21 protein-coding genes and 1 tRNA gene are annotated in these 20,023 nt (G+C 70.5%); 14 read left to right on the top strand and 8 right to left on the bottom strand.

The window, feature by feature from the left end:
- Nucleotides 1-15: 15 nt before the first annotated feature.
- Together JOM49_RS09380 and JOM49_RS09375 are read left to right on the top strand one after the other, a co-directional pair.
- Nucleotides 16-1,152 carry a sensor histidine kinase gene (locus tag JOM49_RS09380; protein WP_308158698.1) on the top strand — a complete coding sequence of 379 codons (1,137 nt, stop codon included), beginning with the start codon at nt 16-18 and terminating at the stop codon, nt 1,150-1,152.
- The gene (locus tag JOM49_RS09375) at nt 1,143-1,787 is read left to right on the top strand and encodes a response regulator transcription factor (protein WP_209663938.1); all 645 of its coding nucleotides are present in this window, start codon (nt 1,143-1,145) and stop codon (nt 1,785-1,787) included. The genes JOM49_RS09380 and JOM49_RS09375 overlap by 10 nt, the downstream gene beginning before the upstream one ends.
- Here JOM49_RS09375 and JOM49_RS09370 read toward each other — a convergent pair.
- Complete coding sequence (locus JOM49_RS09370; RefSeq protein ID WP_209663937.1) at nt 1,772-3,169, bottom strand: ABC1 kinase family protein; 1,398 nt, start codon at nt 3,167-3,169, stop codon at nt 1,772-1,774. The genes JOM49_RS09375 and JOM49_RS09370 overlap by 16 nt on opposite strands.
- A 204-nt stretch (nt 3,170-3,373) precedes the next feature.
- On the opposite strand from JOM49_RS09370, the gene JOM49_RS09365 reads away from it, so the two are divergent.
- Complete coding sequence (locus tag JOM49_RS09365) at nt 3,374-4,036, top strand: TetR/AcrR family transcriptional regulator (protein WP_209663936.1); 663 nt, start codon at nt 3,374-3,376, stop codon at nt 4,034-4,036.
- A gap of 11 nt (nt 4,037-4,047) precedes the next feature.
- The gene (locus tag JOM49_RS09360) at nt 4,048-4,647 is read left to right on the top strand and encodes a TetR/AcrR family transcriptional regulator (RefSeq protein WP_209663935.1); all 600 of its coding nucleotides are present in this window, start codon (nt 4,048-4,050) and stop codon (nt 4,645-4,647) included.
- On the opposite strand, the gene JOM49_RS09355 is transcribed toward JOM49_RS09360, so the two are convergent.
- From JOM49_RS09355 to JOM49_RS09345, 3 genes are all read right to left on the bottom strand, one after another.
- Nucleotides 4,644-5,078: a hypothetical protein gene (locus tag JOM49_RS09355; protein WP_209663934.1), complete on the bottom strand. Its 435-nt coding sequence runs from the start codon at nt 5,076-5,078 to the stop codon at nt 4,644-4,646. The genes JOM49_RS09360 and JOM49_RS09355 overlap by 4 nt on opposite strands.
- A 67-nt stretch (nt 5,079-5,145) precedes the next feature.
- On the bottom strand, nt 5,146-6,117 hold the full coding sequence (locus JOM49_RS09350) for a hypothetical protein (protein WP_209663933.1): 972 nt from the start codon (nt 6,115-6,117) through the stop codon (nt 5,146-5,148).
- Between the two features lie 237 nt (nt 6,118-6,354).
- Nucleotides 6,355-6,436, bottom strand: a tRNA-Tyr gene (locus JOM49_RS09345).
- A 117-nt stretch (nt 6,437-6,553) separates the two neighbouring features.
- Here JOM49_RS09345 and JOM49_RS09340 point away from each other — a divergent pair.
- Together JOM49_RS09340 and JOM49_RS09335 are read left to right on the top strand one after the other, a co-directional pair.
- Nucleotides 6,554-7,045 (top strand): YajQ family cyclic di-GMP-binding protein, encoded by a 492-nt coding sequence (locus JOM49_RS09340; protein WP_209663932.1) that lies wholly within the window; start codon nt 6,554-6,556, stop codon nt 7,043-7,045.
- A 133-nt stretch (nt 7,046-7,178) separates the two neighbouring features.
- Nucleotides 7,179-7,685, top strand: coding sequence for a GNAT family N-acetyltransferase (locus tag JOM49_RS09335; protein ID WP_308158697.1), 507 nt, complete (start codon nt 7,179-7,181; stop codon nt 7,683-7,685).
- Here JOM49_RS09335 and JOM49_RS09330 read toward each other — a convergent pair.
- Entirely contained in the window at nt 7,639-8,112 is a 474-nt protein-coding gene (locus JOM49_RS09330; protein ID WP_209663930.1) for an HIT family protein, read from the bottom strand. The two genes, JOM49_RS09335 and JOM49_RS09330, sit on opposite strands and share 47 nt — an antisense overlap.
- A 178-nt stretch (nt 8,113-8,290) precedes the next feature.
- On the opposite strand from JOM49_RS09330, the gene JOM49_RS09325 reads away from it, so the two are divergent.
- The gene (locus JOM49_RS09325; protein WP_209663929.1) at nt 8,291-9,442 is read left to right on the top strand and encodes a sialidase family protein; all 1,152 of its coding nucleotides are present in this window, start codon (nt 8,291-8,293) and stop codon (nt 9,440-9,442) included.
- Here the strand turns inward: JOM49_RS09325 and JOM49_RS09320 are convergent.
- Both JOM49_RS09320 and JOM49_RS09315 read right to left on the bottom strand, forming a co-directional pair.
- Nucleotides 9,415-10,029: a TetR/AcrR family transcriptional regulator gene (locus JOM49_RS09320; RefSeq protein WP_209663928.1), complete on the bottom strand. Its 615-nt coding sequence runs from the start codon at nt 10,027-10,029 to the stop codon at nt 9,415-9,417. The genes JOM49_RS09325 and JOM49_RS09320 overlap by 28 nt on opposite strands.
- Before the next feature lie 4 nt (nt 10,030-10,033).
- Nucleotides 10,034-10,900: an alpha/beta fold hydrolase gene (locus tag JOM49_RS09315; protein ID WP_209663927.1), complete on the bottom strand. Its 867-nt coding sequence runs from the start codon at nt 10,898-10,900 to the stop codon at nt 10,034-10,036.
- A gap of 86 nt (nt 10,901-10,986) precedes the next feature.
- Here JOM49_RS09315 and rfbA point away from each other — a divergent pair, with 86 nt between their 5' ends.
- Nucleotides 10,987-11,880, top strand: a complete 894-nt coding sequence (gene rfbA / locus JOM49_RS09310; protein ID WP_209663926.1) for a glucose-1-phosphate thymidylyltransferase RfbA — start codon at nt 10,987-10,989, stop codon at nt 11,878-11,880.
- A 145-nt stretch (nt 11,881-12,025) separates the two neighbouring features.
- On the opposite strand, the gene htpX is transcribed toward rfbA, so the two are convergent.
- A complete protein-coding gene (gene htpX / locus JOM49_RS09305) occupies nt 12,026-12,883 on the bottom strand; it encodes a zinc metalloprotease HtpX (protein ID WP_209663925.1) in 858 nt (285 codons plus the stop codon).
- 192 nt (nt 12,884-13,075) lie between these two features.
- Here htpX and JOM49_RS09300 point away from each other — a divergent pair, with 192 nt between their 5' ends.
- From JOM49_RS09300 to JOM49_RS09275, 6 genes are all read left to right on the top strand, one after another.
- The gene (locus JOM49_RS09300; protein WP_245369276.1) at nt 13,076-14,020 is read left to right on the top strand and encodes a YncE family protein; all 945 of its coding nucleotides are present in this window, start codon (nt 13,076-13,078) and stop codon (nt 14,018-14,020) included.
- A gap of 71 nt (nt 14,021-14,091) precedes the next feature.
- A complete protein-coding gene (locus JOM49_RS09295) occupies nt 14,092-14,964 on the top strand; it encodes an LLM class F420-dependent oxidoreductase (RefSeq protein ID WP_209663924.1) in 873 nt (290 codons plus the stop codon).
- 88 nt (nt 14,965-15,052) lie between these two features.
- Entirely contained in the window at nt 15,053-16,264 is a 1,212-nt protein-coding gene (locus JOM49_RS09290; protein WP_282770174.1) for a BtrH N-terminal domain-containing protein, read from the top strand.
- A 102-nt stretch (nt 16,265-16,366) separates the two neighbouring features.
- Nucleotides 16,367-17,416 (top strand): Gfo/Idh/MocA family protein, encoded by a 1,050-nt coding sequence (locus tag JOM49_RS09285; RefSeq protein ID WP_209663923.1) that lies wholly within the window; start codon nt 16,367-16,369, stop codon nt 17,414-17,416.
- Entirely contained in the window at nt 17,413-18,384 is a 972-nt protein-coding gene (locus tag JOM49_RS09280; protein ID WP_209663922.1) for an NAD-dependent epimerase/dehydratase family protein, read from the top strand. The genes JOM49_RS09285 and JOM49_RS09280 overlap by 4 nt, the downstream gene beginning before the upstream one ends.
- On the top strand, nt 18,384-19,913 hold the full coding sequence (locus JOM49_RS09275) for an MBL fold metallo-hydrolase (RefSeq protein WP_209663921.1): 1,530 nt from the start codon (nt 18,384-18,386) through the stop codon (nt 19,911-19,913). The genes JOM49_RS09280 and JOM49_RS09275 overlap by 1 nt, the downstream gene beginning before the upstream one ends.
- The last annotated feature ends 110 nt before the right edge of the window (nt 19,914-20,023 follow it).

Raw genomic sequence — 20,023 nt, 5'->3', positions numbered from 1 at the left:
GGTTAGCCTCACCGGGTGGAACTGAGCTGGGTGCGGGCCGCCGGGCGGGGCACCGCCGGGCTGGCTGCCGGGGCCGTCACCGCGCTCGCGGAGTCGATCTACGTGGTCGCCGGAACTCTGGCACTGGCGCTGCCACCCGCGCGCCCGGGGGTCTACGCGGGCGCCCGCGCGCTGGCCGAACTGGAGCGGCGGCGCCTCGTCCGGTTCTTCGACGCCGAGAACGGGGACGACTACACCGGCGGGCGCGCGCTGCGTTACCTCGGGTTGCGCTGCGTGACCGGCCTGCTCGGCGCCGGGGTGCTCCTGCTGATCGTCTACGGCGCCGTGTCGGCGATCATCATGCTCGGTCAGATCTTCTCCGGCGGCCAGGTCGGCGGCGGCTCGGAGCCCGCGGACTGGTACGACTCGATCACCATCTTCCTGTTCGGCCTGCTGCTCGCGTTCATCGCCGTGCAGGGGCTGATCAGCGTGGCGAAGCTGGACCAGGTGCTGGCGAACCGGTTCTTCGGGCCGAGCGCGCAGGAACTGTTGCGCCGCCGGGTCTCCGAACTGTCGATCACGCGCGCCGAGGTGGTCGAAGCGGTCAACGACGAGCGCCGCCGCATCGAACGCGACCTGCACGACGGTGTGCAGCAGCGACTGGTCGCACTGGGCATGCTGCTGGGCCGCGCGCGGCGGGCCGGGGACGCCGAGAGGGCGGCCGAACTCGTGCGCCAGGCACACGAAGAGTCCCAGCAGGCCCTTCGCGACCTGCGTGAAGTGACCTGGCGGGTGTACCCGGTCGCGCTCGACGACGGCGGGCTGCACCCGGCGCTGGAGGCCGTCGCGGAGAGCGCCGGGGTGCCGGTCCACCTCGACTTCGGGCTCGGCGAACGCCCGTCGCTCGCGGTGGAGACGGTGGCCTACTTCGTGGTGTCCGAAGCGGTGACGAACGCGATGAAGCACGCGTCGGCCACCCGGGTCGACGTGTCGGTGCACCGCACCGGCACGATGCTCAGCGTGCGGATCATCGACGACGGGCGTGGTGGGGCCCGTCCGGCCGGTGGGCTTTCGGGCCTGGCGCGCCGGGTCGCCGCCGCCGATGGGGAGTTCACTGTGGACAGTCCGGTCGGCGGTCCGACCACGATCACCGCGGAGTTGCCGTGCGGGTAGTGCTCGCCGAGGACAGCACCCTGTTGCGGGAAGGGCTGGTCCGGCTGCTCGCCGAGGAGGGCCACGAGGTGCTGGCCGCGGTCGGTGACGGCGACGCGCTGCTGTCCGCCACCGCCGCCCACCGGCCGGACGTGATCGTCACCGATGTCCGGATGCCACCGACGCACACCGACGAAGGCCTGCGCGCGGCGCTGGAAATCCGCTCGCGGTTCCCGGAGGTGGGCGTGCTGGTGCTGTCGCAGTACGTCGAAAAGCGTTACGCCACCGAACTGATCACCGACGACGGCGGCCGCGTCGGCTACCTGCTCAAGGACCGGGTCGCGCAGGTCGGCGAATTCCTGGACGCGCTCGACCGCGTCGGCGCCGGTGGTGCGGCCTTCGACCCGGAGGTCGTGCGACGGCTGCTCGCCCGGACCACGCACAGCGACCCGCTGGGGAAGCTGACCGCGCGCGAACGCGAGGTGCTCGACCTGATGGCGCAGGGGCACACGAACGCCGGGATCGCCGGGCAGCTCTACGTTTCGCTGAGCGCGGTGGAAAAACACGTGAACTCGATCTTCGACAAGCTGGCGCTCTCGCACACCAGCGGGTACAGCCGCCGGGTCCTCGCCGTCCTGCGCTACCTCGGCTCGTAGCCCTCGGGGGTGTCACCGGCCCGCCACTTCGCGTCCACCTGGCCGAGTTCGGTCGCCGGTTCGTCGCCGTGCAGCCATTCCCTGGCGATGCGGTGCCAGTTCCCCCGCGCCCGCAACCGGCCGAGCAGGCCGAAGGCGTACAGCTCCGCCCGGCGCGCGAAGAGGTGCTCCGGCGGCAGGTACTGCCAGCGCATCTTCCGGTAGTGCGGCGAACGCGGGTCGATCGAGCTGATCATCGCTTCGGCCGCCAGTTCCGGGGTCGCCTCGATCTCGGCGTCGGCCAGGTACCAGCCGACGGCGTCCTCGATGTAGGCGAGCACTTCGTCCGGTTCGATCCGATCGGGTTCGCCGAGGATCCCCGCCGCCGCCATGCGTGCGTGCACCTGCTCGGCGTCGCCGTCGGCCGCGGCGCGCAGCACCGTCCGTTCGAGGTGGATGCTTTCCGGGCTCATCCGCTTGAACAGTCCGAAGTCGAGGAACGCGACGCGGCCGTCGTGGCGCAGCAACACGTTGCCCGGGTGCGGGTCGCCGGGGAAGTCGCCGGTGTGGAACAGCGAGCCGCAGTAGAAGCGGTAGATGATCTCGCCGACCCGGTCGCGAACCTCGCGGGGTTGCTCGGCGATGCCGTCGAAGTCCATGCCCTCGACGAATTCGGTGACCAGCACCTGCGGCCCGCAGAGTTCGGCGACGCTGTCCGGGATGGCGATGAACGGGTGCCCGGCGTACTGGACCGCGATCTCGTGCTGCGTCTCCGCCTCCAGCCGGTAGTCCAGCTCCTCCTCGATGCGCAGCCGGATCTCCTCGGCCAGCGAGCCCATTTCCAGGCCGGGGAAGATGTTCGGCGCGAGCCGGAGGAACAGCGCCAGGTTCTTCAGGTCGGCGCGCACGGCGGTGGCGATGCCCGGGTACTGCACCTTCACCGCGACCGCGCGCCCGTCGTGCAGGCGCGCCCGGTAGACCTGGCCGATCGAGGCCGCGGCCACCGGATTCCGGTCGAATTCGGCGAACACCTCGGCGATCGGGGCGCCCCAATCGTCCTCCGCCACCTTCCGCATATCGGAAAACGGCACCGCCGGGGCCTTCGCCAGAAGTACGGCGAGTTTGCGCCGGAATTCCGGGCGCGAGGAGTCGGGCACGAGATCGAGATCGAGCACGGAAAGAAGCTGCCCGAGCTTCATCGCCGCGCCCTTCATTCCGCCGAGCACCGAAACGAGCTGATCAGCGGCCGCGAGTGCGCGGCGATCGAGCAAAAGCTGCCTTTTTTCACTCGAACGGCCCAGCCCGGCAACCTTGGTGCCCGCCTGCCGCAACACCTGCCCGGCAGCCAGCCTGCCCAGCGCGGTCGCCCGCACCAGACGGGATGTCGGTGGGGCCTTAGTCATCCGCGATCCTCCGCCCTGTTCGCCGCAACCCACCATTTTCACCCGCCGCCGCGGTGAAAACCACCGTTTTCGGTGTCACGCGAAACTCTCTGATCAGAATACGTCGCCAGCGCTGCGTAGAAGTGGGGGTGGCGGTGCGTGATCGTCTGCACTAATGCAGTGCTGAGCCGTCCACGGAAGTTCAGGTCCCGTAAGCTGAGCGAGATGGAATCCGCGTCCACGTCTTCACCGGCGACGCCCCGCGCTCGCCGGGGCAGGCCGCCGGAGAAGGGTCTGGCCGAGCGGCGCCGCAGGCAGATCGTCGACTCCGCGTGCGTCGTCTTCACCGAGCGCGGATACGAAGCCGCGAACATCTCGGAAGTGGCGAAACACGCGAAGGTCGGCCAAGGCACCGTCTACCGCTACTTCGAGAGCAAACGCGAACTGCTCGACCACGTGCTCGACCACTGCGTCGAGCGGCTGATCACCACCGTGCGCGCGGCCGCGACGCGCGAAGAACCGAGGGACGCCGAGGAGTTCACCGCACAACTGCGCGCGATCGCGCAACGGCTGTTCATGCTGATCGACGAGGAACCGGACCTGCTGAAACTGGTGCTGGTGGAGGCCGCGGCGATCGACGCGGAACTCAAGGCGCGGCTGCTCGGGCTGGAGGCCACGCTGTCCGCGTTGATGGCGTCCTATCTGGAAACCGGTGTGCGCGCGGGCTGGTTGCGCCACAATCTCGACACCGCCGCGGTGGCACACGGGTTGAACGCACTGATCGTGCCGGGCTTCCTGCTGGCACTGCGCGGGGAAGCGACCGAAGAGAAACGTGGGCGGTACATCGACACCCTGGTCGGGTTCGCCGTGCACGGGGTGAGTAAGTGATAGGAGCGTCCGTGCGCAACCGTACGGCAGAACGGCGGGTCCAGCTGGTCCGCGCCGCGCACCACGTCTTCTCCGCCCAGGGTTACCGCAACACCGGCGTTTCCGACATCGTCCGGGAAGCGGGCGTCAGCCACGGCACCTTCTACAACTACTTCGACAACAAGCGGCACATCCTCGACGAGGTGCTCGACAGCGGCGTCGACTTCATCCTCAACGAGGTGGTCGGCGCCGACGAGCCCGACGACGCGAGCACGTCCGGGGAGCTGGCCGCGCAGTTCCGCGCCATCCTGACCAGGGTGTTCGCCCTGGTCGAGCGGGAGCCGGGCCTGGTCCAGTTCATCCTGCTGGACGCACCGGCCATCGACGACGAGTCGCTGCAGCGCCTGCTGCGGCTGGTCCGGACCTTCGGCGCCACCGCGTCGGCCTTCCTCGCCAACGGTGTCCGCCGCGGCTTCCTGCGGTCCGATCTGGACACCGAGATCGCCGGTGAGGGCCTGTTGTCGCTGATCATCTCGGCCATCCTGACCGGGGTGCGCGGTGGGCTCAGCCCGGAAGAGCGGGACCGCACCATCGAGGCGTTCGTCGGGTTCGCGATGACCGGCGTGCGTTAGCGCGCTCCAGCGCGGACCAGTTCACGGCCGTCCCCGTCGACCACGCTGATCGCGCGGACCTCGTTCGACGGCACCAGCACCGATCCGGCGAGCCGCGTCGCCTTCTCCGAAGCCGCCCAGCTGCCGGCTTCGTGGTCGACGCCCGCGGTGTCGGTGACCACGAGCCGGCAGTGCTCGCCGAGGTCGACCCCGGCGACCTCCACGTCGAACCGGGTCCACCCGGCCGCGGGCAGCAGCCGCGTGTCCAGGTGGATCCCGTCGGCGGAGACCGCGGTCCAGCGGGGTTCGGTGACGTCGGGGTGCCCGATCGCCAGTCCCCCGGCCAGCGCGCCTCCGGCCAGCGCGACCCCGGCGACCAGCCCGGCGAGGCGGCGGCGCCGATTGGTGCGGCGGCGCTCCTCGTGGACCCTCGCGATGGTCGCGCGCAGCACGCGATCCTGTGGCGGACAGGAAAAAGCCCGGCCATCCCGCGAATGGCCAGGCCGTTTCCACGCTGGTTCAGTAGCCATTTCCGCCACTGTCCGAGGCCGACCCGGCCGGGGCGGGGGCCGCCTTCTTCTGCGCGACGAACGGGGCTTCGGACTTGCAGCCCTCCGGCATCATCGCGTACCAGGTGCCGCCGACGCCGTGCCCGTTCGCCTGCCCGGCGGCGGTGTCCTTGGCGTAGGTGTAGACCGGCCAGCCGCCGACGGTGACCTGCTCGGTGCCGTCGTCGCGCTTCACCGTGCCGACCAGTTCGGGGTCCACACCGGACAGTTCGGGCTCACCGCTGGCGATCAGCGGGGGCCAGGTGGTGGCGCAGTCGTCGTTGCAGACCGACTTCGGCGGCTTCTTGCTGTCCTTGCTGAACAGGTACAGGGTGAGGCCGTTCTGCTCGGTGAGCACCCGCCCGACACCCTCGACCTCGGCGGCGGTGAGCTTCACGCCCGCCTGCTGCTGTTGCTGCTGTTCCTCGGCCTTGACGGCCTTGCCGCCCTGCGGGTTCACGGCGTACCAGGTGCCGCCGACGGCCTGGCCCTTGACCTCGCCGGCCGCGGTGTCCTTGGCGTAGGTGTAGACCGGCCAGCCCTTGACGGTGACCTGCTTGGTGCCGTCGGCCCTGGCCACCTCGCCGACCACGGACGCGTCCACACCGGACAGTTCGGGCACCCCGGCGCCGGCCAGCAGTGGTGGCCAGGCCTTGGCGCAGTCGCCCTCGCAGTTCGACTTGGCGGGCTGCGCGGTGTCCTTGTCGAAGCGGTAGAGCGTCTTGCCGCCCTGTTCGGTGAGCACCTGGCCGAGGCCGTCGATCTCGGTGGCGGCCAGCTTCACCTCGGGTGCGCCCTGCTGCGCCGCCGGGGCGACCACGGCCTGCTCCTCGGCCACCGGCGCCGGTGCCCCGCCCTGCGCGGCCCCCTGACCACAAGCACCGAGCACCGCCAGCCCGAGTACCGCGGCCGTAGCCGAGAGAACGATTCGCTTGCGTGCCATGGGACTTACTCCTTCTCGTAGTCAGCAGCCCCGCCCATTCCGCGGTGACCGACACCACCGACACGGGCCGACGAGAAGTCCGGTTCGAACTTTTTCCAAGATCTTTCCCACGGGTCCAGGCCCGCGGAGCCGAGAGGGGGCTGTGGACGCGGCCACGCGGCCGGGCACGTCCTGCCCACAGAACGCAAACGCCCCGGTGACCTGTTCGCGCAGGTCACCGGGGCGTTTCCGCTGGTGTGGCAGGTGAGGGATTCGAACCCCCGAAGGCGAAGCCGTCTGATTTACAGTCAGATCCCTTTGGCCGCTCGGGCAACCTGCCGTAGCCGGATCAACCGGCCGAAGAAGAGAATACAGGCCGACGTGGCGGGGTCGGCACCCGGGCCGGTCAAGCTAGGCTGGGCCGACCGACCAGAACGATGACGAGGTGTGAGAACCAGTGGCGGATCCCTCATTCGACGTGGTGAGCAAGGTCGACCGGCAGGAGGTGGACAACGCGCTCAACCAGGCCGGCAAGGAGCTTTCCACCCGCTTCGACTTCCGCGGGGTGAACGCGAAGGTCGCCTGGGCCGGCGAGGAAGCGATCGCGATCGAGGCGGAGACCGAGGAGCGGGCGCTCGCGGCGGTCGAGGTGTTCAAGGAGAAGCTGATCAAGCGCGGCATCTCGCTGAAGGCCTTCGAGGCCGACGAGCCCGCGCTCTCCGGCAAGATCTACAAGGTCAACGGGCGCATCCTGCAGGGCATCGCCTCCGACAAGGCGAAGCAGATCGCCAAGTTCATCCGCGACGAAGGCCCCAAGGGCGTCCAGGCCCAGATCCAGGGCGACCAGCTCCGGGTCTCCGGCAAGAAGAAGGACCACCTGCAGGAGGTCATCTCGGCGCTGAAGGGCAAGGACTTCGAGATCGCGCTGCAGTTCACCAACTACCGGTGACGCAACCCCGCTGACCTGCGGGTATCGGCTGGCCGGTGCCCGTGGGTGCAGCTCGGGCACGGTGGCGAAGAGAGGCCCAGTGAGCCATCCACGCAGGAGAGACGCAGTTCCCCGGCCACCGGTGACGAGCCGGGTGCGTGAGCGGCGGGCCGCCGATCTGGAGGGCGCCGCCGCGGCGTTGGTGCGGGTGTACGCGAGTGACGGCTACCCGGTCGAAGGGGTCGACGATCCCCGGGCTTGGTTGCGGCCGGCGGACTTGCTCCACGCCTGGGTCGCCGAGTTGGACGGCGAGATAGTGGGCCACGCGGTGCTGACCGCGCCGGCCGACAGCGCTGACGCGGTCCGGATCTGGCGCGAGCAAGCGCCGGATGAGCGGGTGGCGGTGCTCGGCCGCCTCTTCGTGTTGCCCGAGGCACGCGGGTATGCGCTGGGCGAGCGCCTGGCGCGAGCCGCCATGGAAGTCGCGGAGGCGCGGGGGCTGCGCCTGGTGCTCGACGTGGTGGACAAGGACGTGGCCGCGATCCGCCTCTACGAACGCCTCGGCTGGCAGCGCATCGGGACGGCGGACCACCGCTTCGGCGACGGCCAGTCGATCACGGCGTACTGCTACGTGGCCCCGCTCCCGGCGGGGAGCGCCTGACCCGGGCCAGCGCGTCGTCCAGGTCCTCGGGTGGCCATTCCCCTGGCGGCGGCCAGATGCCGCCCATGCGGTCGTCCGCCCACCTGGGAACGAGGTGGACGTGCAGGTGCGGCACGGTCTGCGTCGCGGCGGCGCCGTTGGACTGGATGACGTTCAGGCCGTCGGGGCGCAGGGTGTCGCGAAGGGACTCGGCGACCTCCAGTGCCAGCTCACCCAACCTCGCCGCTTCGGGCCGGGTCATCGACCAGATGTCCGGCACGTGCCGCCGCGGGACCAACAGGGTGTGGCCCAGGGTGGCCGGGGTGCGCGGGAAGAAGGCCATCGCGTCGTCCCAGGTGGCGACGGTCCTGGCGGGTTCGTCGCCCGAGATGATCTGGCAGAAGGGGCAGTCGGCCTGCATCGCGCTCCCCTGGTCGGCTGCGCCCATGATGACGCGTGAAGCGGGGTGCCGGACAGACGGACCCCGCGGGTCCTCGTACCCGGAGAAAGGGCGAACGCCACCGCGGCCTGAAGGGGAAGCCGGTCACTCGGGTGGGCGACGTTGCCGGGCTCAAGCACTCCACGGTGGTGTAATCACACACGATCGCGGGTGGTGAGGAGTGCGGATGCGACGCGTGCTGACCAGCCTGGTCGTGCTGGTTTCGCTCGTCGCCACCCTGCTCGGCCCGGCGCAGGCCGCGGCGGCCGAGCGGCGGCTCCTGTTCGACGGCATGGGTTCCTACCCCCGGCTGATCCGCCTGGAGCACGCGCCCGCGCGCACCGGGCGGATCCTCGCCGTGATGACCAGCCAGGACGACAGCGGCAAGTACGCGCCCGTCTTCGAGAGCGACGACGAGGGCGCCACCTTCCGGCAGATCGGCGAGATCCGCGACCCCGAAGGTGCCCAGGGCATGTGCTGCGGCACGCTCTTCGAACTCCCGCAACGGATCGGCAAGCTGGACGAGGGCACGCTGCTGTGGGCCGCCAGTTACGGCCAGGAGGCCGGCCCGAACCGCCGGATCGGCATCAAGATCTGGGCCAGCCGCGACGGCGGCCGCGACTGGGAGTTCCTTTCCGAGGCGGCCCGCTCGCACAACCACGACGGCGTCTGGGAGCCGGAGTTCGTGGTCGACAGGGGCGGCACGCTCTGGCTGCACTTCGCCGACGAGACCGAGGCACCGCAGTTCGCGCAGGTGCTCAACCGCGTCGGCTCGGTCAACGGACTCAACTGGGGCACCAAGCAGCGGACCCTCGCGGTGCCGCCGCACCTCGTGCGCCCCGGCATGCCGATCGTGCGCAGGCTGCCCGGCGACCGGTTCTACTTCGGCTACGAGCTGTGCAACTACGGCGACCGCTTCTGCGACCCGTACTTCAAGATCTCGCCTGACGGCGCCAACTTCGGCGATCCTGGCGAGCCCGGCACGCGGGTCGCCACCGCCGACGGCAACTACTTCCAGCACGCGCAGACCGTCACGCTGTTTCCCGGCGGGCCGACCGGCACGCGACTGCTGATGGTCGGCCAGATCTACGCCGGCGCCCACGGCGAGCCCCTGCCCGGCAACGGCGCCACCCTGCTCGCCAACGACCACTTCGGCGAGGGCCCCTGGTACGAGGTGCCCGCGCCGGTGCGGGTCACGCAGCCGATCGACCACTGGTGCCCGAACTACAGCTCCACCCTGCTCCCGGTCGACGACGGCCAGAACGTGCTGCAGCTCGCCGCCGACCTCGAACCGGACGGCGCCTGCCGCACCTACTTCGGCAAGGGCCCGGCGTCCTGATCCCGCAGCAGCCCGGCCGTCCACGCGCCGAGCGCGGCTTCCGCCTCGGCCCGGGTCGCCACCGGGTCGTCGGCGAAGGCGATCATCAGCGCCGCCTCCGAGACCGCGCTGAGCACGAGTTGCGCCAGCACCCGGACCGGCCGTGGCTCGAACAGGCCGTGCTCGATGGCGGCGGACACCAGTTCCTCGATCAGGCCGAGCCCGTACCGCGCCTCCAGCTCGCGCCACGCCTGCCAGCCCAGCACGGACGGGCCGTCGATCAGGGAGATCTGCCGCACTTCCGGGCGGGCGCAGGCGTCGAGGAACGCGGAGAGCGCGACGGCCAGTCCGGAGAGGAAGTCCGGCTGCGCGGCCATCGCGGCGCGGATCGAGTCGGTGACCTCCTGCTCCAGCTCGTCCACCACGGCACGGAACAGCCCCTGCTTGTCGCCGTAGTGGTGGTACAGCGCGCCCCGGCTGACGCCCGCCGCGCGCACGATCTCGTCGGCGGGCACAGCCTGGTAACCGCGCTCCGCGAACAGTTCGCGCGCCGCCGTCACCAGCGCGTTCTTGGTGCCCGCCGAGCGGTCCCGCTGTGTTCGCCTCACCCGGTCAATCTGCCATGACGCCCGCGAACTCGACGATGTGCCCGGCCAGCACACCCGGCTGGTCCTCCGGCACGAAGGTGTAGGAGTCGTCGATCTCGGCGAGCCGGGCGTTCGGGAAGGCCGCGGCCAGGCGGCGGCCCAGCGGCAGCGGGAACAGCCGGTCCTCGGTGGCCCAGGCGAGCAGCACCGGCTTGTCGAAGGCGGCGAGCTTGGGCGCGGCCTCCAGCGTGTGGCGGTTGTCCAGTCGGCGGACGAACTTCCGCAGGTCACGGCGCACGCCCGCGCTGTGCCACGGCGGGTCGAGGTAGCGCCGCACGATTTCCGCGTCGACCGGCCGTTTGGTGGCCAGGCCGAAGGTGAAGGGCAGGTTCTGCAGCGGTTTCACCCGCAACAGGGCCGTGGCGATCAGGCCGAACCCCGGGATCCGCGCCAGCTTCGGGAGCGGGCCGAAGATCGGCGGCAGGAAGCACTCGAAGCAGTCCGACGGCGTGAAGACCACCGCACCCACGCGCTCCGGGCGCCGCGTCAGCAGCAGTTGCGTGATGGCGCCGCCGGTGTCGTTCGCCACCAGCAGCACGTCTCGCAGGTCCAGCGCGTCCAGGAAGTCCGCGATCAGGTCGGCCATGCCGGGCGGGCTCAGCTCCGCGTCCGGCCGCAGCGGGAACTCGTGCGCGCCCATCGGCAGATCCGGGGCCAGGCAGCGGAAACCGGCGTCCGCGACGGCGGGCACCACCTTGCGCCACAGCTCGGCGTTCACCAGCAGGCCGTGCACGAAGACCACGGGCCGCCCGGCGCCCCGCTCGAAGTACCGCACCACGCCCTGCGGCAGTTCGACCACCGCGGGCGCCCCCAGCTCATCACTGCGTCTCATGCCGTCATGGTTACATACAGACTGTATGTATGTAAATGACCCGATACTGTGGGCCCGGTGCAGCCGGAAACTGGATTGGGGAGCGAATGAAGGGCATCGTGCTGGCCGGGGGCAGCGGGACGCGGCTCCACCCGATCACGCAGGCGGTCTCCAAACAACTGCTGCCGGTCTACGACAAACCGATGATCTACTACCCGATCTCGGTGCTGATGTTCGCCGGCATCCGCGACATCCTGATCATCTCCACCCCCGACGACCTGCCGAACTTCCGGCGCCTGCTCGGGGACGGCGGCAAGTTCGGGCTCAACTTCAGCTACGCCGAGCAGCCCAGCCCGAACGGGCTCGCCGAGGCGTTCATCATCGGCGCGGACTTCGTCGGTGACGACGACGTGGCGCTGGTGCTCGGCGACAACATCTTCTACGGCCAGGGCTTCTCCAGCCGACTGCAGACCGAGGTGTCCAATTTGGACGGCTGCGTGCTGTTCGGCTACCCGGTGAAGGATCCGGAACGCTACGGCGTCGGCGAGGTGGACGACTCGGGAAATCTGGTCTCCATCGAGGAAAAGCCCGCGCAGCCCAAGTCGAACAAGGCGATCACCGGGCTCTACTTCTACGACAACCACGTGCTCGACATCGCCCGCGACCTCAAGCCGTCGCCGCGGGGTGAGCTGGAGATCACCGACGTCAACCTGGACTACCTGCGTGCCGGGCGCGCACGGCTGGTCGACCTCGGGCGGGGGTTCGCCTGGCTGGACACCGGGACGCACGACTCGTTGCTCGAAGCCGGACAGTTCGTGCAGGTGCTGGAGCACCGGACCGGCGTGCGGATCGCCTGCCTCGAAGAAGTCGCGCTGCGTATGGGTTTCATCACCGCGGACGAATGCTTCGCGCTCGGCGCGCAGCTGGCGAAATCCGGCTATGGCGACTACCTGATGGCCGTGGCCAAAACGGCAGGCGCGAACCTAGGCGCTGTCCGGTAAGCCAAGGTCGCGCTCTCCGCGCCCAGGCGGCCCCTGACGGCACGGGCGGGCTCGGCCGAGTACGGCCAGTACGAGGCCGACCCGCCCGCACCGCCAGGAACCACCTGGATCACGAAGCCCATCGACCAGACTCACCGGACAGCACCTAGCGCCGCGCCAGGTCTTCCAGGCGGCGGATCCGTTCCTCCATCGGCGGGTGGGTGGAGAACCAGCGCGAGAACTTCTCCCCCGGCCGGAACGGGTTCGCGATCATCAGGTGCGACTGGGAAACGAGCCGCGGCTCGGGCGCCAGTGGAGCGGCTCTCGTGCCCGCGTCGAGTTTGCGCAGCGCGGACGCCAGCGCGAGCGGGTCGCCGGTCAGCGCGGCGCCCGAGGCGTCCGCCTCGTACTCGCGCGACCGGCTCACGCCCATCCGCACGATGCCGGCCGCGATCGGGCCGATCAGCACCAGCAGCAGGGTGACCAGCGGGTTGTCGTCGTCGCGGTCACCGCCGCCGAACACGCCGGCGAACATCGCCACGTTGGCCGCGACGCCGACCACGCTGGCCAGCACCCCCGCCACCGACGAGATCAGGATGTCGCGGTTGTAGACGTGGGCCAGTTCGTGCCCGAGCACCGCGCGCAGCTCGCGCTCGTCGAGCAGTTCGAGGATGCCGGTGGTGCAGCAGACCGCCGCGTGCCGCGGGCTGCGGCCGGTGGCGAAGGCGTTCGGCGCGACGGTCGGGCTCAGGTACAGGGCGGGCATCGGCTGCCGGGCGCTGGTGGCCAGTTCGCGCACGATGCGGTGGATGGCGGGGTACTCGACCTCGCAGATCGGCCGGGCCCGCATGGCCCGCAGCGCCAGCTTGTCCGAGCGGAAGTAGGCGAAGCCGTTCATCCCCAGCGCCAGCACCAGACCGGCGATCAGCGCGGTGCGGCCGAAGGCGGAACTGATCGCGATGATCAGGGCGCTGAGCAGGCCCAGCAGCAACGCCGTCCGGACCCCGTTGCGGTGCTTGTGCACTGACCGGCCGCCTCCTTCCCGCGTATCGGCTCCCGGAGTCAGAACGCGTGCGGAGCGCACGAGGTTCCGCTGCGCCCCTCACCCGGTTGGGCGGCCGCACAACCGGCGGCCCCGGTACGCCGGAGTTAGGGTCGGTTTGGAGGTGACACCACGCGACAGGGGCGCTACCCACGGCTGATCGATGAGGACACCATGCGGGCACGAGTGATTCCGAGGCTGGTGGCCGCGCTGTGCCTGGCTGCCGCGCTCACGGCCCCGGCGGCCGACGCCGAGGACGTGGTGACCGTCGCCGTGGGCCAGCGGCCGGTCGCCGTCGCGGTGAACTCCGGTACCGGCACCGTGTACGTGGCCGCGCGCAACGCCGTCGCGGCGGTCTCGGGCAACGTGGTCGTCGCCACCGTCCCGCTCGGCGGCCCGCTGAGCGACATCGCGGTCGACGAACGGACCGGCCGGGTGTACGCGGCCAACGCGGTCGCGGGCACGGTGACCGTGCTCGACGGCGACAACTCCGCCGTGCTCGGCGTGATCGCCGCGGGTCCCGGAATGTCCACAGTGGACGTTGACGAGGAAGCGAACGCGGTCTACGCCACCGGCGGGCCGGACGGCTCGGTGGCCGTGCTGGACGGCGTGAGCAACACGCTGCGAGAGACCCTGCCCGGCGAAGCGGGTCCGCTGGCCGGGGTCCGCGTGGACAGCGGGCGCCAGGTGGCCTACTTCACCGGCGATCAGAGCAGGACCGTCGAAGTGCTGGACACCGCGGCCGCGTCGTTCGTCGCCTCGGTGCCGGTCGGGAAGGCCCCGGCCGGGCTGGACCTGCACGAAGAGCGGAACAAGGTGTACGTGGCGAACTCCGGCATCCACCACCTGTCCGTCCTCGACGGGGAAACCAGGACCGAAGAGGCCGAGATCCTCCTGCCCAGCGCGGCCTCCTCGGTCGCGGTGCACCAGGGAAGCGGCACGGTCTACACCAACGGCGGGCCGAACGGGCTGGCGCGGATCGACGGCTCGGCGAACGAGGTGACCGGGGAACTGGCGCTGGGCACCAACGCCGGGGACGTCGCCGTGGACCAGCACACCGGCACCGTCTACGTGCTCGACCCACGGCAGGACGCGCTGCTCGCCATCACCGGTTTCTGAGCGCTGAAGCCCGGTTGAAGACAGCCTGAATTCCAGGTCACCCCCGGTGATCGGAGTAGTACGTTGCGGAGATGGAAATCGGGCTGCAGATACCGGACTTCACCTACGACGGCGGGCCCGCGCGACTGGGCGCGGACCTCGCCGAGATCGCCCGCACGGCCGACCGGAGCGGGTTCGCCTACCTGGCCGTGATGGACCACTTCTTCCAGATCCACGTCATCGGGCCGCCGGAGAAGGACATGCTGGAGGCCTACACCACGCTGGGCTTCCTCGCCGCGCACACCGAGCGCGTGAAGCTGCTGACAGTGGTGACCGGCGCCTTCTACCGCCACCCCGGGTTGCTCGCGAAGACCGTCACCACGCTCGACGTGCTCTCCGGCGGGCGCGCGATGCTCGGGGTCGGCGCGGGCTGGAACGAGGAGGAGGCGCGCGGGCTCGGCTTCCGCTTCCCGTCGGTCGCCGAGCGGTTCGAACTGCTCGAGGACTCCCTGCGGTACTGCCTGGAGATGTGGTCGGCGGCGGACAAGCCGTTCTCCGGCGAGCACGTCGAGGCCGAGCGCCTGCTGAACGTGCCGCAGCCGCTGAGCCGGCCGCACCCGCCGATCATGATCGGCGGCGGTGGCGAGAAGAAGACCCTGCGCTTCGTGGCGAAGTACGGCCAGGCGTGCAACCTGTTCAACACCCCGGACCTCGAGCACAAGCTCGGCGTGCTGCGCGCGCACTGCGAACGCGAGGGCCGCGATTACGACGAGATCACCAAGACCGTCTACCACCCGCTGCACATCGGCGAACACGGCGAGCGCATCGACGAGCTGGTCGGCGAACTGCGGCGGCTGGCCGGACTCGGGGTGGACGCGGTGATCGGCGGTACGTGGGGCGCCGAACGGATCGAGCCGCTGGAGCTCATCGCGCGCGAGGTCATCCCGGTGGTCGCTCCACTTTAGTCACCGATTGGCAACTGTTCGTTGACTGCGCAGCCGCCCGCCTATTTACTGGTCGCTCCAACCGGGGCGAGTGCACCGAGGACGGCCAGTGGGCGATCAGGGTCATCAGCTGCGCGGCGGGGTCCAGCCGGATGTCTCGGCGATCACGAACGTCCTGGCGGGCCGGGGTTTCCACGGTCCCGGCGGGACGCCGCTGAGCGAGGCGCTGGTCTTCGCCTGCGCCGGCGGGATCGGCGCGGGTTACCTGCTGTGGGAGTTCCAGCACGACGGCAACAAGCCGCTCGTGCTCGGTTTCCGCGGCCGCTGGCAGTACCCGCAGGCGTGGTTGCAGTCCACTGTGGATCGTCTGGGCGTCCCGGCCGAGGTGCACACCACCACCGGCGCGGTGCGGGCCGCGCAGCGGCTGACCGCGGAACTGGCGGCCGGGCACGCGGTGATCGTGCTGCCCGACCGCTACCTGCTCGGGTACTGGCACCTGCCGGCCAGCACCGAGGCGATGGGCGGGCACTTCGTCGTGGCCTACGGCGAGGAGTACGGGCGGGTGCTGGTCGACGACCGCAACCTGGCCCCGCTGACGGTCGAGCGCGCGGCCTTCGACCGGGCCCGCAGCCGGGTGGTCTCGTACCAGAACCTGCTCGTCCGGCTGGAACCGCCGGAGGGTGGGATCAGCGCGGAAGACCTGCGGGTGGCGGTGCGTGCCGGACTGGCCGAGTGCGCCGAACGGCTCTCCGCGAAGTCCGCCTCCTTCGCCCTGCCCGCCTGGGCCAAATGGGCGCGCCTGCTGACCGACGACCGGAAGCCGAAGGGCTGGCCGACGGTGTTCGCCGACCGCGGCGGGCTGACCGGCACGCTGCTGTCCATCTGGGACGGTGTCACCCCGGCCGGGATGACCGGCGGCAGCCTGCGCGGGTTGTTCGCCGACGCGCTGACCGAGTCCGCCGGGGTGCTCGGACTACCCCGGTTGGCCGAACAGGCGCACCGGTGGCGGGAGATCGACGAGCTCTGGCACCAGTTCGCCGAGGCCGCGCTCGACCCGGCGGTCGAGCCGTTCGCCCGGATGCGCGAGCTGACCTCGACGATCGCCGACGGCGTCTTCGCCGAGGGTGACGCGAGGCAGCAGGCCGCCGGGCAGGCCGCGGCCGAGCTGTGGATGCTGCGGGCCCAGTGCGACGCCGCCTGCCCACTGTCCAAAGAGGACGTACTGGCGTTGTTCGCCGGGCTCGCGCGCCGGCTGGAGGTCATCCACGAGGCCGAAACGGCCGCCATCGCCGAGTTGCGGTCGGTGATTCACGAACCGTAGCGCGATCGCGCGTTCACGCTCCGTGTAACGACTGCTCGGGGCCCGGCGAATCACAGCGTGGAGCCGGGGCCGCAGGGGTGCCCGCGGAACGGGGAGTCGGACGTGGAACGCATCGGCCTGGCCGTGATCGGTGCCGGGTACTGGGGCCCGAACCTGGTCCGGAACGCGCAGGCGACACCGGGCCTGCGCCTGGAGTACCTGTGTGACCTGGACGTGTCCCGCGCGCGGCGGGTGCTCGGCGACTACTCGACGGTGCGCGCCAGCGCCTCGCTCGACGAGGTGCTGGCCGATCCCGCGGTGCACGCGGTGGCCATCGCCACCCCGGCGGGCACGCACCTGAAGGTCGCGCTCGCCGCGCTCGAAGCGGGCAAGCACGTGCTGGTGGAGAAGCCGCTGGCGGCGAACCTGGCCGAGGGGCGGCAGCTGGTCGAGGCGGCCGAGAGCCGCGGGCTGGTGCTGATGCTCGACCACACCTACTGCTACACGCCCGCCGTCCGCCACCTGCGGGAACTGGTGCGCGGCGGGGAGCTCGGCGACATCCAGTACCTGGACTCGGTGCGCATCAACCTCGGGCTGGTGCAGCCGGACGTGGACGTGCTGTGGGACCTGGCACCGCACGACCTGTCGGTGTTCGGCGCGATCCTGCCGGACGGGGTGGAGCCGCTGGAGGTGGCCGCGCACGGGTCGGACCCGATCGGCGCCGGGCGCGCCTGCGTCGCGCACCTGACCATCCGGCTGACCGGCGGCGCGATGGCGCACGTGCACGTGAACTGGCTGTCGCCGACCAAGATCCGCACCATGGTGATCGGCGGGTCGGCCCGCACGGTGGTGTGGGACGACCTGAACCCGAGCCAGCGGTTGTCGATCTACGACCGCGGGGTGGACCGCAGCACGCCGGCGGACCTGGGCGAGGAGAAGCGCGAGCAGGCGATCATCTCCTACCGCGTCGGCGACATGGTCGCCCCGGCGCTGACCGAGCGCGAAGCCCTGCGGGCGGTGATGGCGGAGTTCGCCGACTCGATCACCGAAGGCCGCCGCCCGCTCACCGACGGCCGCTCGGGCCTGCGGGTGCTTGCCCTGCTCGAAGCCGCCAGCGAAAGCCTGGCAGCCGGTGGGACGTTCGTCCCCCTCAAGACGGAGGTCATGGCGTGAGTGCGCAGCCCATCGAAGGACAGCGCTGCCTGGTCACCGGAGGCGCGGGCACGATCGGCTCGGCGGTGGTGGACCAGCTGGTGGCGGCCGGGGCGGCGGAGGTCGTCGTGCTGGACAACTTCGTGCGCGGGCGCCGGGAGAACCTGGCGGACTCGGCCGGTGAGCGGCTGACCGTGGTCGAAGGCGACATCAACGACGCCGGGCTGGTGCACGAGCTGACCCGCGGCATCGACCTGGTCTACCACCTCGCGGCGATCCGGATCACCCAGTGCGCCGAGCAGCCGCGCCTGGCCCTGGAGTCGCTCGTGGACGGTACGTTCACCGTGCTGGAGGCCGCCGCGGCGGCGAAGGTGCGCAAGGTGATCGCCTCCTCGTCGGCCTCGGTGTACGGGCTGGCGGAGAGCTTCCCGACCGGCGAGCGCCACCACCCGTACAACAACGACACCTTCTACGGCGCCGCCAAGGCGTTCAACGAGGGCATGCTGCGCAGCTTCAAGGCGATGTACGACCTGGACTACGTGGCCCTGCGCTACTTCAACGTCTACGGCCCGCGGATGGACGTGCACGGGCTCTACACCGAGGTGCTGATCCGCTGGATGGAGCGCATCGCCGAGGGCAGGCCGCCGCTGATCCACGGCGACGGCGCGCAGACGATGGACTTCGTCCACGTGCACGACATCGCCAGGGCGAACCTCCTGGCCGCCCGCGCCCCGGTCACCGACCGCGTCTACAACATCGCCAACGCCACCGAGACCAGCCTGCGCGAGCTGGCGCTGAACCTGCTCACCGCGATGGGCTCGGACCTGGAACCGGAGCACGGCCCCGAGCGCGCGGTCAACGGCGTCACCCGGCGGCTCGCCGACATCTCCGCGGCCGCGGCGGACCTCGGCTGGCAACCCCGGATCAAGCTGCCCGACGGCCTGCGCGGGCTGGTCGAGTGGTGGCGGCAGAGCAAGCAGGAGGCGTGATGGCCGAGATCCGCTACCTCGGGCACGCCGGGTTCACCGTCGAGCACAACGGCACCCGGCTGCTGATGGACCCGTGGTTCTTCCCGGCGTTCCTCGGCTCGTGGTTCCCCTACCCGGACAACCGGCACCTGCTGCCCGAGGTCCGCGACGGGCACTGGGACTACCTCTACGTCTCGCACGCGCACGAGGACCACTACGACGAGAAGCTGCTCGCCGGGCTGGACCGCTCGATCACCGTGCTGGTGGCGAAGTACCGCTCGAAGATCATGGTCAAGCACTTCCGCGCGCTCGGCTTCGAGAACGTGATCGCGCTGGAGCACAAGGAATCCCTCGAGCTGGCGCCGGGCTTCACCGTGACGGTCTACCTGGACACCAGCCACAAGGAGGACAGCGGGCTGCTCGTCGACGTCGACGGCTACCGCTTCCTCGACCTCAACGACTGCAACACCGCCATGTCCGAACTGCCGACGGACGTGGACCTGCTGGCGGCCCAGTTCTCCGGCGCCATGTGGTACCCGAACTGCTACGACTACCCGCCCGCGCTGATGGCCGAGAAGGTCGCCGGGGTCCGCGGCGACCTGATGGACACGCTCTACCGCAAGGCGAAGCTGACCGGGGCCCGCGCGTACCTGCCCTCGGCCGGGCCCGCCTGCTTCCTCGACCCCGACCTGGCCGAGTACAACGACCGCGACAGCACCATCTTCCCGGTGTGGGACCAGGTCGCCGACGGGTTCACCGAGGCGTGCCCGGACATCGAGGTGCTGCGGCTGGGCCCCGGCGACTCGCTCGACGTGGACCCGGCGGCGAAGACCGCGGTGACCCGGCGCCTGCCGGACAGCACGCTCGACGAGGACCTCGGCGCCTACCGCGAGCGCCGCCGCGCGGAGTGGGAGGAGTTCCACGAAGGTCCCGAACCCGAGGTCACCATGGGCGAGGTCGAGGGGTACTTCAGCACGCTGCAGCGGTGGAACAAGCGCTTCCTCGGCGACTACAGCAAGGACATCCGGCTGATCACCGGCACCACCAACTGGGACGTGCGCCTCGGCAGGCTGGCCGAGCACTTCGTGATCGAGGGCGAGGAGCCCTACGACCCGGACTACACGCTCCTGGTGCCGCCGCGCGTGCTGCGCGCGATCGTCGACGGCCGGACCGGCTGGGAGGAGGCGCTGCTGTCGATGCGGCTGGGCCTGCACCGCGAGCCGGACGTGTTCGACCTGACCTTCATGGGCCTGCTGCGTTACGGCAACCACCCGGCGCAGACCATGCAGATGCTGCGAGAACGCCAGAACACCGAGACCATCGAGCGGGGCGGGCTGCGGTTGCAGCGGTTCTGCCCGCACGCCGGGGAGGACCTGAGCTTCGCCGACATCGGCGGCGGCCGGATCGAGTGCCCGCGGCACCACTGGATCTGGGACGCCCGGACCGGGAAGTGCGTGGACAAGGCCTCGATCGACCTGCGCGTGGAGGTCCTGGACGAGAACTCACCGGTGCTGGTGGCGGAAAAAACCCAAGATCAACTCCCTTCGTGATTTCCCACCTGTTCGGCCGCTTTACCCTTTTTCGCCATTACGTTATGTAGTGCGGTACTCGCCGGTTCCGGCGTTATGGAATTGCTACGGCCCATTCGCGTGACCGGGGC

This window comes from Amycolatopsis magusensis, from assembly GCF_017875555.1.
Taxonomy (GTDB): Bacteria; Actinomycetota; Actinomycetes; order Mycobacteriales; family Pseudonocardiaceae; genus Amycolatopsis; species Amycolatopsis magusensis.
Note: the sequence above shows the minus strand (reverse complement) of the source record. Positions and strands in the feature narration are given on the sequence as shown.

Excerpts from the sequence above, each read along its gene's own strand:
- JOM49_RS09325 (WP_209663929.1), top strand. The coding sequence starts at position 8,291 with ATGCGACGCGTGCTGACCAGCCTGGTCGTGCTGGTTTCGCTCGTCGCC.
- JOM49_RS09300 (WP_245369276.1), top strand. The coding sequence starts at position 13,076 with ATGCGGGCACGAGTGATTCCGAGGCTGGTGGCCGCGCTGTGCCTGGCT.
- JOM49_RS09350 (WP_209663933.1), bottom strand. The coding sequence starts at position 6,117 with ATGGCACGCAAGCGAATCGTTCTCTCGGCTACGGCCGCGGTACTCGGG.
- JOM49_RS09365 (WP_209663936.1), top strand. The coding sequence starts at position 3,374 with ATGGAATCCGCGTCCACGTCTTCACCGGCGACGCCCCGCGCTCGCCGG.
- JOM49_RS09370 (WP_209663937.1), bottom strand. The coding sequence starts at position 3,169 with ATGACTAAGGCCCCACCGACATCCCGTCTGGTGCGGGCGACCGCGCTG.
- JOM49_RS09275 (WP_209663921.1), top strand. The coding sequence starts at position 18,384 with ATGGCCGAGATCCGCTACCTCGGGCACGCCGGGTTCACCGTCGAGCAC.
- rfbA (WP_209663926.1), top strand. The coding sequence starts at position 10,987 with ATGAAGGGCATCGTGCTGGCCGGGGGCAGCGGGACGCGGCTCCACCCG.
- JOM49_RS09315 (WP_209663927.1), bottom strand. The coding sequence starts at position 10,900 with ATGAGACGCAGTGATGAGCTGGGGGCGCCCGCGGTGGTCGAACTGCCG.
- JOM49_RS09330 (WP_209663930.1), bottom strand. The coding sequence starts at position 8,112 with ATGGGCGCAGCCGACCAGGGGAGCGCGATGCAGGCCGACTGCCCCTTC.
- JOM49_RS09295 (WP_209663924.1), top strand. The coding sequence starts at position 14,092 with ATGGAAATCGGGCTGCAGATACCGGACTTCACCTACGACGGCGGGCCC.